This is a genomic window from Acidisoma sp. S159 (assembly GCF_009766125.1).
In the GTDB taxonomy this organism is placed as follows: Bacteria; Pseudomonadota; Alphaproteobacteria; order Acetobacterales; family Acetobacteraceae; genus Acidisoma.
In genome coordinates this window covers 160,602-175,300 of the sequence record NZ_LMUG01000059.1, presented here as the reverse complement: position 1 = coordinate 175,300, position 14,699 = coordinate 160,602, and the positions used below count along the sequence as shown (strand labels likewise).

Genomic DNA, 14,699 nt, shown 5'->3' with positions numbered 1-14,699 from the left:
TCAAATCTGGCGCCCTGTGTCATTTTAAAGCGCTCAAACCAGAACAAGACGTCGGGGCATGAGCAATTCAAGTCCGGAACGCCTCGGCCCGCGCGTCGGGGCGGCCTCAGGGAACTCGTGCCCGTCGGCTACGCGGCAACAGCTTCAACGTTACATTTTCCGTCGCCAACATGATCGCGGGGGTGGTTTGCCGGTTACGCGTGGGTGATCGGCGATGACAAGTAACCAATCAGGGTGCGACCTCGAACACAAGGAACATGACAATCATAACCCTGGTGAATAGCCATGACGCCTGATAATCCGCTCCACACCTTCCTCTTGTTCCTGATCGGGGGAATACCGGATCAGCTCAGTCTTGGCGCACTGCGCTGGTTTACCGTCGCGCTCTACTGGGCTCTTCTCATTGGAAGCCTGTCTGTCTTTTTCGCGAACTGGCGGTTAGATTCGTCGCAGCGCACGGCCACGCACATCAGCATTTATTGTATGCGCGTGGTGAGCGCCGGCATGTGGTACCTCGGAACATTATGGAAGTTGCCGCTGCCGGTTTCCACGGGATTCCACTACTGGCTAGGTTCCACCGCGAAATACAGCTCGTTTCATCTCCACGCGGCGTTCATGCAGATCTTCGTTGACCATATCGCCCTGGTGCAGCCGGCCGTCTATTTGCTCGAGGTCTTCTTCACGGCATCGTTGATGCTTGGCTTCATGGTGAGGCTATCAGGCATCGTGGCCGCGTTGTTCACCCTCAACCTGCTGATCGGACTCTACAACGATCCGACGGAATGGCCGTGGACCTATGTCGGCATTATCTGCGCGCATGGCATGTTCGCAGCGAGCCAAGCGGGCCGCAGCTTCGGTATCGATAATCTTCTCGCCAAGCGCCTGATCCCGGGCTTCCGGTATGATGGGGCGGTGGCGCGCGCGCTTGCGCTCGCCTCCTAGTCGATGTCCGACCCCACGTTTGCCGGACGCCAGGCGGTTCCGAAGACAGGCCGGAAGGCCTTCTCGCATACCCGGATGCTGGTCAAGGAGCAGGCCGGGATAGCGCTGGAGTTCGTAGCAGGCTGCGATCAATGGATGAGGATCCTAGGGACTGTCGCGCAAGCCGTATTGCTTCTCGTTGCGCGGATTTGGCTCAGCCAAACGATCTTCGTCCACGGGCTGATGATGATGATGTCGGCGGAAGGCGTCATCCGGACACCTCCGACCTGGCCCACGCTGATGCAGGGGGTCGATCCACTTCTGCTCGCAGCGGGTTTTGCCACCCGCCCCGTGGCGCTCTTCGTCTTGCTCGGGATAGGGGTCGAGGGTGCCGGATCGGGTCTGAGTTGGCCCCACGTCATCCTCCTGATTTGGCTGGTGGCTCGCGGCGCAGGTTCGTTGTCCGTGGATTTCCCAATTAGATACGGCCTGGGGCATGTGCCGATTCTAGCCGTGAGGGTCGTCAGCCAGCTTTACGCGAGGATCGACCGCCTGTCCGATGTCATACTGCCGCTCTGGACACGCCTTTATCTTGCCCTCGCTATCGCTGGTGGGTCCGGCGTCGCTATGTGGCCACAACCTATTTCAGGCGAGCTGATTACCGCTCCGTGGGGGATAATCCTTCTTGCCTGGATGCTCATAGCTGGGGTGGCCACTCGGCTGACGGCCCTGATCCTATGCAGCCTGGCGCCCCTCATGGTTCCGTCTGGCGCTATGGTCGACTCCGTCGGGGTAATGTTCCTCCTGTTGCTCATTGCGGCAGGAGGGGCGGGGAGGATCTCGATCGACCGTCTCCTAGCGAGATGGATCAGTGGCAGCCTTCGTTCCGGAGGGCAGGCGAGGGGCGAGGCTCCGCACGTCGTCGTTGTCGGAGGAGGATTCGGCGGAATCGCTGCAGTACGTTCGCTCCGAAGGGTCGGCTGCCGCATCACTTTGATAGACCGGCGCAATCACTACCTGTTCCAGCCTTTGCTCTATCAGGTGGCGACAGCCGCCTTGTCGCCGGCGGATATCGCGATCCCCATCCGGAGCGTGGTACGCGGCCAAGACAACGTCGCTGTTCGGCTCGGACATGTCGTCGGCGTGGACATCGCTGTTCGAGAAGTCCTCCTGACTGGGAGCCGCATAGGGTTCGACTACCTCATCATTGCGACCGGCGCCCAGCATAGTTATTTCGGGCGGGACGATTGGGCGGTCCACGCGCCTGGCCTGAAAAGCATCGAAGATGCAACAGCGATGCGCAGCCGGATGCTGCGCGCCTTCGAACAAGCCGAAAGCGAAGCGCATCCGTGCGACCGTGTGCCTTGGCTCACCTTCGTTATTGTCGGCGGTGGCCCGACGGGCGTCGAGTTGGCTGGCGCTATGGCGGAACTGGCCCGCACGGGGCTCGATCAAGAGTATCGTACCATCGACCCCGCGACGGCGCGGGTAATCCTGGTCCAATCGGCGCCCCGCGTCCTGCCATCGTTCTCACCGCAGCTCTCGCAGCGCGCGGAACGAGCCCTGCGCGACCTTGGCGTCGAAGTTCGGACAGGTGCGAAGGTCACTGCTATCGATAGCGAAGGGGTCGAGATAAATGGCGAGCGCATCGCTGCCCGAACAACATTTTGGGCGGCGGGAGTAACTGCTTCGCCTGCGGCCAGGTGGCTCAATCAGGCCAGCGATCGAGCAGGCCGGATTGTCGTCGGTCACGATCTGGCGGTGCCCGGGTGTCCTGGGATCTTCGCGATCGGCGACACCGCGGCGTCGCAGGGCTGGGCCGGCGCCTTAGTACCGGGGCTGGCCCCCGCCGCTAAGCAGCAGGGCCATCACGTCGCCCGCGTAATCAGCGCGGCTATCAGGGGCCAGCCCGCGCCGACTGCCTTTCGGTATCGGCACCATGGCAACCTCGCAACCATTGGGCGGCTGGCGGCGGTCGCGGAGCTCAACAGACTTCGCCTCTGGGGTGCGCCAGCGTGGTGGTTCTGGGGCATCGCCCATCTCATGTTCCTGATCGGAGGGCGTAACCGGGCCGCAGTCATGCTGAACTGGCTCTGGGCCTATTTGACCTACCGCCGCAGTACAGGACTCATTACGGAAGAGGCGACCAGCGCAGATCCGCAATCGTTCCGATTTCGAACTGTGGATCAGGATTGATCCAAACTACTTTGCCTGATTTAGGCTGGCCATTCTAGTTTGCCCGTTCTAAAACTTGCACTTGGCTTCACACAGCCCAGGATCTGGCCCCTCCATATCTCACCAAGGCGGAGGGTGCCCGGTGGGGCGGAACAGCAATGTGGGGATATTGTGGATCTTCTGAGCCCAGAAGCCCCCCCCGGTGGGCGTCACGACAAAAATGCGCCTCGACGCAATCGCCGGATCCCGCAGCCTCCATTGCGGCCCCAGCCGTTGAGTGTATTTTGTAAAGACGCAGCCTGCTTTGGTGTAACTCTGGGCAGGTCCAACCCGAATGCTGCAATGGGAATTCAAAGGTGGGACCTTTGTCGAGTGCAACGGTGCCCAGGTTGCCACCTTGGTTCGACGTGGCTCGGATGGTGAATCCGAGAGCCGCCGCCACACTGGAGGTAGACTGGGGGAGCATGATGGCGTCCGCGCAGGATGGGAATGCCGATGCTTATCGGAGGCTTCTCGCCGAACTCACACCCTGGCTTCGCCAGTACTATCTTCGGCGTCTCCCCGCCGCTGCGACCGACGATGCCGTTCAAGACGTGCTGCTGGCGATCCACGAAAAGCGACATACCTACGACCGGTCACGTCCATTCGGGCCATGGCTCGCAGCCATAGCACGATACAAATGGATCGACCGGCTAAGATCCAGGAAGCGCGAAGCGTCCGAACCCCTAAACGAAAATCTGGGAATGCCGGATCACGAGGATACTGTTGTCGCTCAATCGACGTTTCGACGCCTGCTCGCAAGCCTCAAGCCGGCGCAGGCCGAAGTCATCAGGCTTGTGAAGATAGAAGGTTACAGCATAGAGGAGGCCTCGAAGTCGAGCGGTCAATCCGTGTCGCTTGTTAAGGTCAATATTCATCGCGGGATCAATCGGCTGACGTCCGCCATCCGAAAGGCGCATGATGCGGATTGAATCTCTGGTTGAGCGGCTCAGCGCAGATCTCCGGCCAATCAGGCCGCGGAGCATCCTCCGCGAAGCGGCGGTCCTGTTTATTCTAGGTCTCGTCGAACTTGCCGCCTTCCTGGCCATGGGTTTCATGCGGCCCGACATGCCCGTTGCCATGGCGGCACCTTCTTTTTGGTGGAAGCTCGCGAGTACGGGCCTTATTGCAGTGCTTGGCGCTGGGGTCGCCATCATCTCGATCGACCCCGTACGCTCGCCCCGGGCAGGCCTACGCTGGATGCTCGCCTGCGTCGCCGTGATCATCGCGAGCGGCTGGCTTATCGACGCCGCGCATTATGGTCTGTCGGACCTGATTACCCGATTGGATTGGGCCCATGGTGTGCAATGCGTATGGAAGATGGTGGCACTATCGATCCCGCCGGCAATCGCGTTTACCACCTTGATTCGGCTGGGAGCGCCAACCGACCGAGCTGGCACCGCACTCGCTGCCGGATTGGCGTCCGCCGCGTGGGGCGCCTTTGTCTTTGTGTTTGCCTGTCCATCGGATGATCCTCTTTATATCGCCGTCTGGTACACCGTCGGCTGTGGAATCGTCACCGCAATGAGCCGGGCGGCGATGCTGAAGTTGTCGAGATGGTGAGCGGCGCAGGGCCACGTGACCAGCGTCACGCGATCGCATCGCCGCAATCACCCCCAATCGGAGCGAGGTTCGGCCGATGAGTCAGGCGAAGACAAGCCCTGTCACTGCGGTGCGCGCCGCGCCGGCCGGCCGCCGCCTCCATCCACTGCCGGTGAGGATCATGCATTGGATCAACGCGGCGGTCATGCTGATCATGATCACCTCGGGCTGGGGCATATACGACGATGACCCCATCATCCGTGGCTTTGTTTTCGGCTCGTTTTGGAGGCTCGGCGATTGGGCGGCCTGGAGCCTCAACTGGCATTTCGCTGGAATGTGGTTTCTCGCGATCAATGGGCTCATCTATCTCATCTACGGCATTGTCAGTGGCCGTTTTCGCGAGCGGCTCCTGCCGATCCGGCCGGCTGAAGTCGTCCAGACCGTCGTCGAAACGCTGCACTTCAAGATCGCTCACGAGGACCTCACCGTCTACAACGCGGTGCAGAAGCTGCTCTACATCATCGTGATTCTCGCTGGTATCTCGCAGGTGGTCACCGGGGTGGCCATTTGGAAGCCTATCCAATTCTCCGGTCTGGTGTCACTGCTGGGTGGGTTTCAGTCGGCTCGGGTTCTTCATTTCATTGGAATGGCCGTGATCGTCGGGTTCGTGGCCGTCCACGTCGCACTCGCACTCCTCGTACCGAAAACGCTATGGGCGATGCTCCAGGGCGGTCCGCGCGTTAAACCATCTACTCGTGTCCAGCGCGGGGTTAAATCATGAGATCACCCTTCCGGCCGGATAATGTTCCAGACGCCGCGGTTCTCGACAATCATCGCCCGCTTATTAGGTCACTTGAACGGCGAGGACTGATTCGTGGCGGCCTTTCTCTTGGCGCTCTTGTCATGCTGACGGGATGCGATGTGAAGCGGCCGGCGTCAGTGCAAGCCGCGCTGCGCGCGATCTCGCGGATGAACGATGAGGTGCAAGCCCTTCTGTTTGATCCGAACCATCTCGCACCCACCTACCCGTCTTCGATGATCCTGAGGCCTCCGAAGTTCAATGCCTATTACGATGTGATGGATGTGAAGCCGGTCAACGGAGAGACCTGGCGGTTGGAATTGTCAGGGCTCATCGCCGACAAGCGCCCTTGGACAGTGCGGGATCTACAGGCCATGCCGCAAAGCTCCATGGTCATCAAGCATATCTGCGTGGAAGGCTGGAGCTACATCGGCGGTTGGACCGGAGTTCCCCTTCGCATTTTCCTCGAACGCGTCGGAGCCGATCTGCGGGCCCAATACGTCGCGTTCAAGACTGCTGACGACTATCCCAGCAGTATCGACATGGCGACCGCACTCCATCCGCAGACATTGCTCGCGATCAAATATGGCGGCGAGACTTTGGCCGATCCATTCGGATACCCGGTGCGGCTCCGCATGGCGACGAAGCTTGGGTACAAGAACCCAAAATGGATCACCGCGCTCGAGGTAACAAACACCTATCCCGGCGGCTTCTGGGAAAAGAAGGGCTTTCCCTGGTTCGCCGGGATCTGACACAGATGGCAGTCCTCCGATTATTGTGGCTATGTGTGGCGCTTGTTCCGATCACCGCGCCAGCTGATGCTCAGAGCACGACGCCTGGCGGAATGCCACCTCCGCCTGGTATGAGCCTCGCCGAATCTACGGCCATGCGATTCCCGCAGCCTGTCCGGGTTGGTGATCTGATTCATAAGGACGTCCTGCGGCCAGTTGCGAGTCAGCAAGTTCTGGGGCACGTGCGGGCAGTGGTGAGGGCGGGTGATGGGACTATAAAGATCGTCATGAGTTTCGGAGGATTTCTCGGCATTGATACGCGACAGATCGCTGTGCCGGTCGATGCGATGGTCTTGGTCGGTCAAGATATGGAGGTTGTCGCGTTTACACCGAAACAGCTCGCGGGATTCCCGACGTTCACCGCGTCTGGGACCACGCCTGTTCCGCAAGACACAATCATCAGAGTCGGGCTCGCCAAGCCGTCTCATTGAGAGACGGTGTATCCAAGATTGCGCCTGCCGACGACTTCGTCGAGAACATGCCACGGGCGAGTGATGATATTCATGGGGCGCCGGGCAGGCCGACCGACGCTCGAATTTTCTGAAGAGGTCGTAACCGCGATGCGCTCGAACACGAACAAGGTTATGCCCGCAACCGATGGAGCGGAATATGTCTGTGCCTAAGAGATTGACCTGCGCCATCGGCGTTATGGCAAAGGCGCCGCAAGCAGGTCTCTCGAAGACACGGCTATGTCCGCCTTTGCGTTCCGAGGAGGCTGCGGCCCTGAGCGCGGCTTTCCTGCGTGATACCACCGAGACTATCAGCTTTGCCGCCCGGTCCGCCGCAATCTCTGCTTATGCTGCCTACGCGCCTAGCGGCGCCGACATTCTACTTGACGGGTGTCTCGCTGTCGGAACCGCGCTTCTCCTGGCAGACGGTTCACCGATCACGAAAGAGGGCGTCAACGGCTTTGGCCGATCACTGCTACATGCCATCGAAGGAATGCTTTCCCAGGGACATGTCGCGGCCTGCGTTTTGAATTCCGACAGTCCTACTCTCCCGCCCCGGCTGCTCGTGCAAGCTGCTGAACTTCTGCTTGCCCCCGGAGACCGCGCGGTTCTCGGTCCCGCGGATGACGGTGGATATTACCTTCTGGGTTTGAAGGCGCCTCACGCGGCAATGTTCAGAGACATTGCCTGGAGCAGCGAATCTGTCGCCGATGCCACACGGGCGCGCGCCAGTAGCCTTGGTCTCGAGCTTGTCGAACTCGAGCCTTGGTATGACGTGGACGATGTGCAGTCGCTTCAGATGCTTCTCCGCGACACCCTGGACGATACCGCGCCCGCGACGAAAGCCACGATCGATCAGCTCGGTCTGAGGATACGTTTGCTTCAACCTGAGCCCATCGGCGTTGCCGGATGAGGCGTGGTCTTCTCACGCTGCTACTGGGTGGGGGCACTCTGTTCGCTCTTACACTCGGCGCGTTGGCTCTGCACACGCCCGGCGCTCGTTCAGTGGGATCGCAGGTACGGACGGACGTCTTCGTGGCCTTCCTCATGGCTGCGGTCGTCGTCTATCTCGTGACCGTCCGTTTCGTGTTGCGGCATCGCCTGCCGCAGCAGGCCATCTGGGTTGTGCTCGGGTTGGCCTTCGTCATGCGGGCTGTGCTGATGCCCGCGCCGATGCTGTTGTCGAGCGACATCTATCGCTATGTCTGGGATGGGCGCGTGCAGGCGGCGGGGATCAATCCCTACCGCTATATCCCCGCTGACCCGGCTTTGGCGGGACTGCGCGACACGGCAATCTACCCGAACATCAACCGCGCAAACTATGCGCGCACGATCTACCCGCCGATGGCGCAGGTATTTTTTGCAGCCATGGGTCGCATCAGCGACAGCGTCATCGCCATGAAGCTCGCAATGTTCCTCTGCGAGGTGATCGCCGTTCTTTGCCTACTGCGGCTCCTCGGGCTCGCGAAGCTACCGCCTGAGCGGGTGCTGATTTATGCCTGGAACCCCCTCGTGCTCTGGTCCTTCGCGCTTGATGGCCATGTCGACGCTGTCGCAGTGGGCTTACTCGGCCTCGCTTTACTCAGTCGCGCTCGGCGGTGGGATGGGGTCGCGGGTGCGCTGCTCGGCTGCGCGGCGCTCGTCAAATTCCTGCCCATTGTCGCAGCACCGGCCTTTCTCAGGGGCGGCACGCTCTGGCGGCCTGCCATTGCGGGGGTTGCCGTCATCGCCCTGCTCTATGGGCTTTATTTGTCCGCTGGGGCGCATGTTCTTGGCTTCCTGCCCTCGTACAGATCGGAGGAAGGGCTGGCGAGTGGCGGCGGGTTCTGGCTGCTGACGGGCTTGGCCCACCTCTTCACCCTGCCGCCCGACGCCGCCATGATCTACTTGACCGGCGCCGCCATCGGCCTGGGCGCGGTCGCGCTGCTCATCCTGCGCGGCAAATCCACCGACACGGGCGGCGATGTCGTGCGGCTGTGCCGGGATACCGCGATCCTCGCGGCCTGTGTCACCGCAATCATCAGCCCGCACTATACCTGGTATTTCGCCTGGCTGGCCTTGCCTTCGGTCGTGGCACCTTTGCCTGCCGTGCTCTGGCTCTCGGCGGCCCCCGTTCTGCTCTACATCGATCCGTTTGCGGACCGTTTCTACTGGCCCTGCCTGATCTATTGCCCGGCCGTGGGTCTCGCCCTTGTCGCCTTGTGGCGCCGCCACGACCCCATCCGCAGGGCCATCGCCTCTTCTGAAGGGAGTATTCCATGATGGAAGAGACCGCGGTCTCCACCACGCGTCATGACCCCAGGCGTTATTTCGAAGGGATTGACGCCAAGCGCAATTCTGTCGCCGAAACACCGCCCGTCTGCCTCTATCTGGAGGTAACGAACCGCTGCAACCTGCTGTGCGAGACCTGTCCGCGAACCTTCGAGACGCTTGAGCCGCCCGCCGACATGAGCTGGGAGCTTTTCACCCGCATCGTCGATCAGCTGCCCAAGGTCGCCCGTGTCGTGTTGCATGGCGTCGGTGAACCGATGCTCGTGAAGGATCTGCCGCGCATGATCCGCTATCTCAAGGATCGCGGAACTTATGTGCTGTTCAATACGAATGGCACGCTTATGCAGCCGAAACGCTTTCAGGAGCTGATCGACACCGGCCTCGACGAGTTGCGCGTATCGCTCGACGCCGCGGACCGCGAGACCTACGCCAAGGTGCGCGGCAAGGATTACTTCAACCGGATCGTCCGCGACGTCGGCAAGTTCATCACCTACCAGTCACAGATGGGCGCTACGACGCCACGCGTGTCTCTGTGGCTGACAGGGCTGAAGGAGACGGTCGATCAACTGCCCGCCTTCGTTCGTCTATCGGCCTCGATGGGCGTGAAGGAGGTCCACCTCCAAAGGCTCGTCTTTGACGAACAGGGCTACGGCATGGCGCGGTCCGAAAGCTCACTGTTCGAAAACACACAGGCCCAGGAGCAAGCGGCCATTGCGGCGGCGCAGGGGATCGGGTTGGAGCTCGGCGTGACGCTTGATGCCTCCGGGGCCACCGAACCCGGTATGAGCCTCAAGCGTCAGTCCGACGATCAGCCCTGGGCGACCTGTAGGCGGCCTTGGTCGTTGATGTATTTCACGGCGCATGGCCGTGCGCTGCCATGCTGCATCGCTCCCTTCTCGGTCCGCGGCTACAGCAACTACACGCTTGGCGATGCGACGCAACAGAGCCTGCGCGAGATCTGGAACAGCCCGGCCTATAGCGGTTTCCGCAACTCGCTGCTGTCCGATGCGCCACCCGCGCCTTGCCAGAATTGCGGAATGCGATGGAGCCTGTAGCCGTCGTCATTCCTACCCTGAACGAGGTCGGAGCGATCGCCGGCGTCATCGGGGAGATTCCGCGTGAATTCTCCCGGGACATCATCGTGGCGGATAGCGGCAGCACCGACGGGACACAGCAGGCGGCAATCGCGGCCGGCGCGCGGGTGATCGATGCCGGCCGAGGATACGGCCGCGCCTGCGCAACGGCGGCCGCGAGCGCCGATCCGGCGTGCAGAGTGATTGTCTTTCTTGACGGGGACGGCGCCGATCGTGCCGACCTTATCGGTCGCATCGCGGGTCCGGTGTTGAGGGGTTCGCATGATTTCGTGCTCGCCTCCCGCACGCGCGGCGTGCGCGAGCCCGGATCCATGCTCTGGCATCAGGTTCTTGCCGGTCGCGTCGCAGGTCTCGGGATCGGCGTGCTATACCATGCCAGCTACAGTGACATGTGTGCGTTCCGCGCCATTAATAGGTCGGTACTCGAGCGGCTCGATCTGCGCGAAATGACCTATGGCTGGAACATTGAAATGCAAATGCGGGCGGCGCAGTCCAGATTGCGCATCCTGGAGGTGCCGCTGCCTTATCGTTGTCGCGCGGCTGGGGAGTCGAAAGTTGCCGGTTCACTTCGCGGTACGATGACGGCCGGAGGCAGAATCGTTGCCACTTTCCTTCGTATTGCGGTGGCACGCCCTTAGAAATACGCGACGACGGTCACGCAAAGCATGGAGCGGTCGAATACGACGCTCGATGACACCTACCACGCGAGCTCGAAGGGAAACTCGCGTCACTTTTGATGGCACTGTGGCTATGCGCGCTCCGCTGCAGCGAGTTTCTGTCTGCGTCACGAGCTACAGAGCCGCGAGCCATCCTGTACATCAAAGCAACCGACGACCCTGGCAACCTTCTCGTGGCTTCCTTTATCGGCTCTCCGGCAATGAACTTCCTGATTGGACGTGCGCAGTCCGAAAACAATGCTCTTTGCGTTATTCGTAAGCGTCATATGATCGGGCCTTGCGTGCTGGCGCGGGAATTGACAACCCTCGTGGTCACGGAAGAGATATTGGTTTCTGAGAGTTGAACCGAGCGATCGAGCGACGGTCGTTCGACTTCTCTTGCGGCTGAGAGTGAGCACGCGGCGGGAGGGGCATCGGCGGTGGCGGGCAGGAAGAGAAGCTGCAGATAGTGCAGGAGACGCTGCGGCCTGGTGCGGTGATTGCGGCGGTTCGGTCAGACAACCTGTAAGCCTGCGCTCAAGGCCGCCTTGCGGGGATTTGGCCTATTTGTGAGTCTGCGCTCGTAAGGAATCCTTATGAGCACTCATAGCAGCACAGCATGCCGCAGATAACTTTGCTGACGGGCCCAGAACGGCGACGTCGGTGGAACCTGGAGGACCGCCGTCGGATTTTGGCAGCGGCATTTCTCCCCGGCGCCGTAGTCGCTGAGGTTTCGCGCCAATTCGAAGTTTCCACAAGCCTCATCTACAAATGGAGACGACACGCGATGGCGAGTACGGGTGTGTCCTTCGCACCGGCGGTTTTAACGTCTGAGCCAGGACGCTCCGAATTGGCGGCCGACGCCACGGTGATCACGGTGGAACTAGCTAGCGGGACGCGGCTGAAGATCGGGGCCCAAGCATCCCCGACGCTGGTGACGGCGGCGCTGCAGGCCTTGCGATGATTCCGATTGCCAGTGGTGTGCGCATTTGGATCGCAACCGGCCACACGGACATGCGTCGTGGGATGCCCGGATTGGCGTTGCTGGTCCAGGAGGGGCTCGGCAGGGATCCATTTGCGGGAGACATTTTTGTCTTTCGTGGCCGCAGCGGTTCATTGATCAAAGCGCTTTGGCACGACGGCATCGGGCTATCACTTTATGCAAAGAAATTGGATCGCGGCCGGTTTATCTGGCCACAAACAGTGGGCGGCGTGGTGGCGCTGACGGCGGGTCAGATGAGTTATCTTCTGGAGGCAATCGACTGGCGGAACCCGCAGCAAACCTGGCGACCTCAATCCGCCGGATAGCCGAAAAAGGCGCTAAAATCGGCATATAACAGTACCATAGACCCCGAATTCATGATTCTATCGGGGTCATGGACGCCGCCTTTTCCGACCTTCCGGACGATATCGACGCGCTGAAAGCCGCGCTGACGATCGAGCGCGCCAAGATGCGGGAAGTCACTGCGGAGCGTGACGTCGGAGCCGCTGAACTCGCCGTCGCCCGAGCCAAAGCGTCGGCCGACCTGGCCATGATCGCGCACCAGAAGCTGCGGATCGCCAAGCTGGAGCGTCAGCTCTACGGCCCTCGCTCGGAGAGGTCGTCCCTTCTCATCGATCAATTGGCGCTCCAGTTCGAGGAACTGGAAGCAAGTGCCACCGAAGATGAGCTGGCCGCCGAGATCGCCGTCGCCAAGGTCACCACGGTGACGGGGTTCAAACGCCAGCGCCCCGAACGGAATACCTTTCCGGAACACCTTCCTCGCGAGCGGGTGGTCATTGAGCCGCCGACCGCGTGCGACTGCTGTGGCGGAAACCGCCTGCGCAAGCTGGGCGAAGACGTGACCAAGACCCTGGAATCGATCCCCCGCCAATGGAAGGTGATCGAGACCGTGCGGGAGAAGTTTACCTGCCGGGACCGCGAGAAGATCAGCCAGGCCCCAGCCCCCTTCCATGTAATCGCCAGAGGTTGGGCGAAGCTGGCCAAGGTTCCGCCGGCGTTAGCCGGTGGAATGCCAGCGGAGGGAGGGGCGAACCTGCTAGCGATGATCCTGTTCGAGAAATTCGGTCAGCATCAGCCTTTGAACCGGCAGGCCGAGCGCTACGCTCGGGAGGGCGTGCCGATCAGCCTGTCGACCATGGCGGATGCCGTGGGGTCGGGTTGTAAGGCACTGGAACCGGTGCTTCGGCTTGTCGAAGCTTACGTCATGGCGGCCGAACGCCTGCGTGGAGACGACACGACCGTGCCGGTCCTGGCCAAAGGGAAGACCGACACGGGTCGATGCTGGGTGTACGTCAAGGACGACAAGCCCTTCGGCGGATCATCACCGCCCGCGGCGATGTTCTATTATTCGCGCGACCGTAAAGGCGAGCATCCGCAGATGCATTTGGCCAAATACGTCGGGCTCTTTCAGGCTGACGCCTTTGAGGGCTACCGCAAACTCTACCTTACGGACCGAAGTCCTGGTCCCATCTTGGAAGCAGGGTGCTGGGTTCATGCCCGGCGTCCATTCTTCGCGATGGCCGATCTCGAACAGAACGCCCGACAACAGGCCGCGGGGAAGAAGGCCATCGTGCTCTCTCCCATTGCCATCGAGGTCGTGCGCCGCATCGACGCACTGTTCGACATCGAGAGACCCATCAACGGCAAAAGCGCCGAAGAACGCCGAATGGTTCGCCAGGAACTGAGTAGACCGCTCGTCGATGACCTTCGTGTTTATCTGCGCGAGCAACGCGCCAAGCTCTCTTCAGCTCACGACCTCGCCAAGGCCATCGATTACATTCTGAAGCGATGGCCCGCCTTTACTCTGTTCCTGAGCAACGGACGTGTATGCTTGTCGAACAATGCCGCCGAACGTGCGTTACGCGGCATAGCTCTCGGACGTAAATCCTGGATGTTCTGTGGATCGGATCGTGGGGGCCAACGGGCGGCCGCCCTGTACAGCCTCATCGTCACCTGCAAGATGAATGACATTGATCCGCAGGCCTGGCTGGCAGACGTCCTGGCCCGTATCGCCACTCACCCCGCCCATCGCCTTGACGAACTACTGCCCTGGAACTGGAAACCAGCAACAGCCTCTGCCGCGGCTTGATCTACACAAGCCCAATGGATCAAACGATCCACCATGATTACCTGCGGCTTAGGCCGGATGCTTACGACAACCTATCCCGCCTTCGGCCTTTATCGTGCGATGAAATGGGGCATCGAAGGCCTCGTCGAGACGCTGGCGAAGGAGGTCGGCCCTTTCGGCATCGATCGCGTCATCGCCGAACCCGGCCCGACTGCCACAAGCGTCGGCGCCAATGTCGATCGCTCGGTTCCGCTTGCCGCCTATGACGCCACGCCTGCCGCAGACTTGCGCCGCGTCATCACATCCGGGTCGTTCGCGCCAGAGGCGATGCGCAACGCACTGTCGCGGCCGTGATCGTCGCCGCTGACGAGGAACGGCCCCATTGAGGCTTGCGCTCGGCAGTATCGCCTACGAGCGCATCGAGCAAGCGCTCGCCGAACGCCTTGAAGCGGTCCGCTGGCAGAAAGCCGTAGCATTCTCCGCTGATCGTCAGGAAGCCGCACTTAGTAGATGGCGCGGCACTACCCAACTGATTTTTGCTGAGCACTGGATCATCAGCAGGTCACATTACTATAGGAAGGATTGCGCTCCTCCGTAGCGCACTCTGCATAGTCGATTGATCCTCGTCGGGGTCAACACGCGAGACGCACCAATATCGCGTGTCAACGAGGAATAGAGGCTTTAAAACAGTTTTTGATCTTCGTGAGGTTTAAAGTGCGCCTTCTGCATCGGGTGACCTTGGAATACCAAGAGGACCGCAGCACAAGCCTAGCTTTTAGCCTGATGCTGCTTCCACCAGGAAGTGGCTGTTATCGACGAATATCATCTTCGTCTGACCTGACGAAAGCCCTCATGTTCGACGGTCGTAGGGTTTTCCACTTCGTCTGCAAA

Annotated in this window: 15 protein-coding genes; all 15 read left to right on the top strand. The window is 60.9% G+C overall.

The window, feature by feature from the left end; all coding sequences use genetic code 11:
* The first annotated feature begins 285 nt into the window (after positions 1-285).
* The 15 genes from GSQ92_RS17595 to GSQ92_RS17525 all read left to right on the top strand — a co-directional run bounded on the left by GSQ92_RS17595 (position 286) and on the right by GSQ92_RS17525 (position 14,406).
* On the top strand, positions 286-942 hold the full coding sequence (locus GSQ92_RS17595; protein ID WP_158802525.1) for a TQO small subunit DoxD: 657 nt from the start codon (positions 286-288) through the stop codon (positions 940-942).
* A 3-nt stretch (positions 943-945) separates the two neighbouring features.
* Entirely contained in the window at positions 946-3,117 is a 2,172-nt protein-coding gene (locus GSQ92_RS30325) for an FAD-dependent oxidoreductase (RefSeq protein WP_158802526.1), read from the top strand.
* A gap of 395 nt (positions 3,118-3,512) precedes the next feature.
* Positions 3,513-4,067, top strand: a complete 555-nt coding sequence (locus tag GSQ92_RS17585; protein ID WP_254065572.1) for a sigma-70 family RNA polymerase sigma factor — start codon at positions 3,513-3,515, stop codon at positions 4,065-4,067.
* Complete coding sequence (locus GSQ92_RS17580) at positions 4,054-4,698, top strand: NrsF family protein (protein WP_158802527.1); 645 nt, start codon at positions 4,054-4,056, stop codon at positions 4,696-4,698. The genes GSQ92_RS17585 and GSQ92_RS17580 overlap by 14 nt, the downstream gene beginning before the upstream one ends.
* Positions 4,699-4,774: 76 nt before the next feature.
* Positions 4,775-5,458 carry a cytochrome b/b6 domain-containing protein gene (locus tag GSQ92_RS17575; protein ID WP_158802528.1) on the top strand — a complete coding sequence of 228 codons (684 nt, stop codon included), beginning with the start codon at positions 4,775-4,777 and terminating at the stop codon, positions 5,456-5,458.
* On the top strand, positions 5,455-6,228 hold the full coding sequence (locus tag GSQ92_RS17570; RefSeq protein ID WP_158802529.1) for a molybdopterin-dependent oxidoreductase: 774 nt from the start codon (positions 5,455-5,457) through the stop codon (positions 6,226-6,228). The genes GSQ92_RS17575 and GSQ92_RS17570 overlap by 4 nt, the downstream gene beginning before the upstream one ends.
* A gap of 648 nt (positions 6,229-6,876) precedes the next feature.
* Positions 6,877-7,629 (top strand): DUF2064 domain-containing protein, encoded by a 753-nt coding sequence (locus GSQ92_RS17565; RefSeq protein WP_158802531.1) that lies wholly within the window; start codon positions 6,877-6,879, stop codon positions 7,627-7,629.
* The gene (locus GSQ92_RS17560) at positions 7,626-8,978 is read left to right on the top strand and encodes a glycosyltransferase 87 family protein (RefSeq protein WP_159013784.1); all 1,353 of its coding nucleotides are present in this window, start codon (positions 7,626-7,628) and stop codon (positions 8,976-8,978) included. Before GSQ92_RS17565 ends, GSQ92_RS17560 begins: the two co-directional genes overlap by 4 nt.
* Positions 8,975-10,042, top strand: a complete 1,068-nt coding sequence (locus GSQ92_RS17555; protein WP_216856866.1) for a radical SAM protein — start codon at positions 8,975-8,977, stop codon at positions 10,040-10,042. Before GSQ92_RS17560 ends, GSQ92_RS17555 begins: the two co-directional genes overlap by 4 nt.
* Complete coding sequence (locus GSQ92_RS17550; protein ID WP_158802534.1) at positions 10,030-10,719, top strand: glycosyltransferase family 2 protein; 690 nt, start codon at positions 10,030-10,032, stop codon at positions 10,717-10,719. The genes GSQ92_RS17555 and GSQ92_RS17550 overlap by 13 nt, the downstream gene beginning before the upstream one ends.
* A 637-nt stretch (positions 10,720-11,356) precedes the next feature.
* A complete protein-coding gene (tnpA, locus tag GSQ92_RS31455; RefSeq protein ID WP_159013783.1) occupies positions 11,357-11,701 on the top strand; it encodes an IS66-like element accessory protein TnpA in 345 nt (114 codons plus the stop codon).
* On the top strand, positions 11,698-12,045 hold the full coding sequence (gene tnpB / locus GSQ92_RS17540) for an IS66 family insertion sequence element accessory protein TnpB (protein ID WP_158805102.1): 348 nt from the start codon (positions 11,698-11,700) through the stop codon (positions 12,043-12,045). Before tnpA ends, tnpB begins: the two co-directional genes overlap by 4 nt.
* A 68-nt stretch (positions 12,046-12,113) precedes the next feature.
* Entirely contained in the window at positions 12,114-13,829 is a 1,716-nt protein-coding gene (gene tnpC, locus GSQ92_RS17535) for an IS66 family transposase (RefSeq protein WP_174247823.1), read from the top strand.
* 57 nt (positions 13,830-13,886) lie between these two features.
* Positions 13,887-14,162: an SDR family NAD(P)-dependent oxidoreductase gene (locus tag GSQ92_RS17530; protein ID WP_158805103.1), complete on the top strand. Its 276-nt coding sequence runs from the start codon at positions 13,887-13,889 to the stop codon at positions 14,160-14,162.
* A 28-nt stretch (positions 14,163-14,190) separates the two neighbouring features.
* Positions 14,191-14,406: a hypothetical protein gene (locus GSQ92_RS17525; protein ID WP_158805104.1), complete on the top strand. Its 216-nt coding sequence runs from the start codon at positions 14,191-14,193 to the stop codon at positions 14,404-14,406.
* The last annotated feature ends 293 nt before the right edge of the window (positions 14,407-14,699 follow it).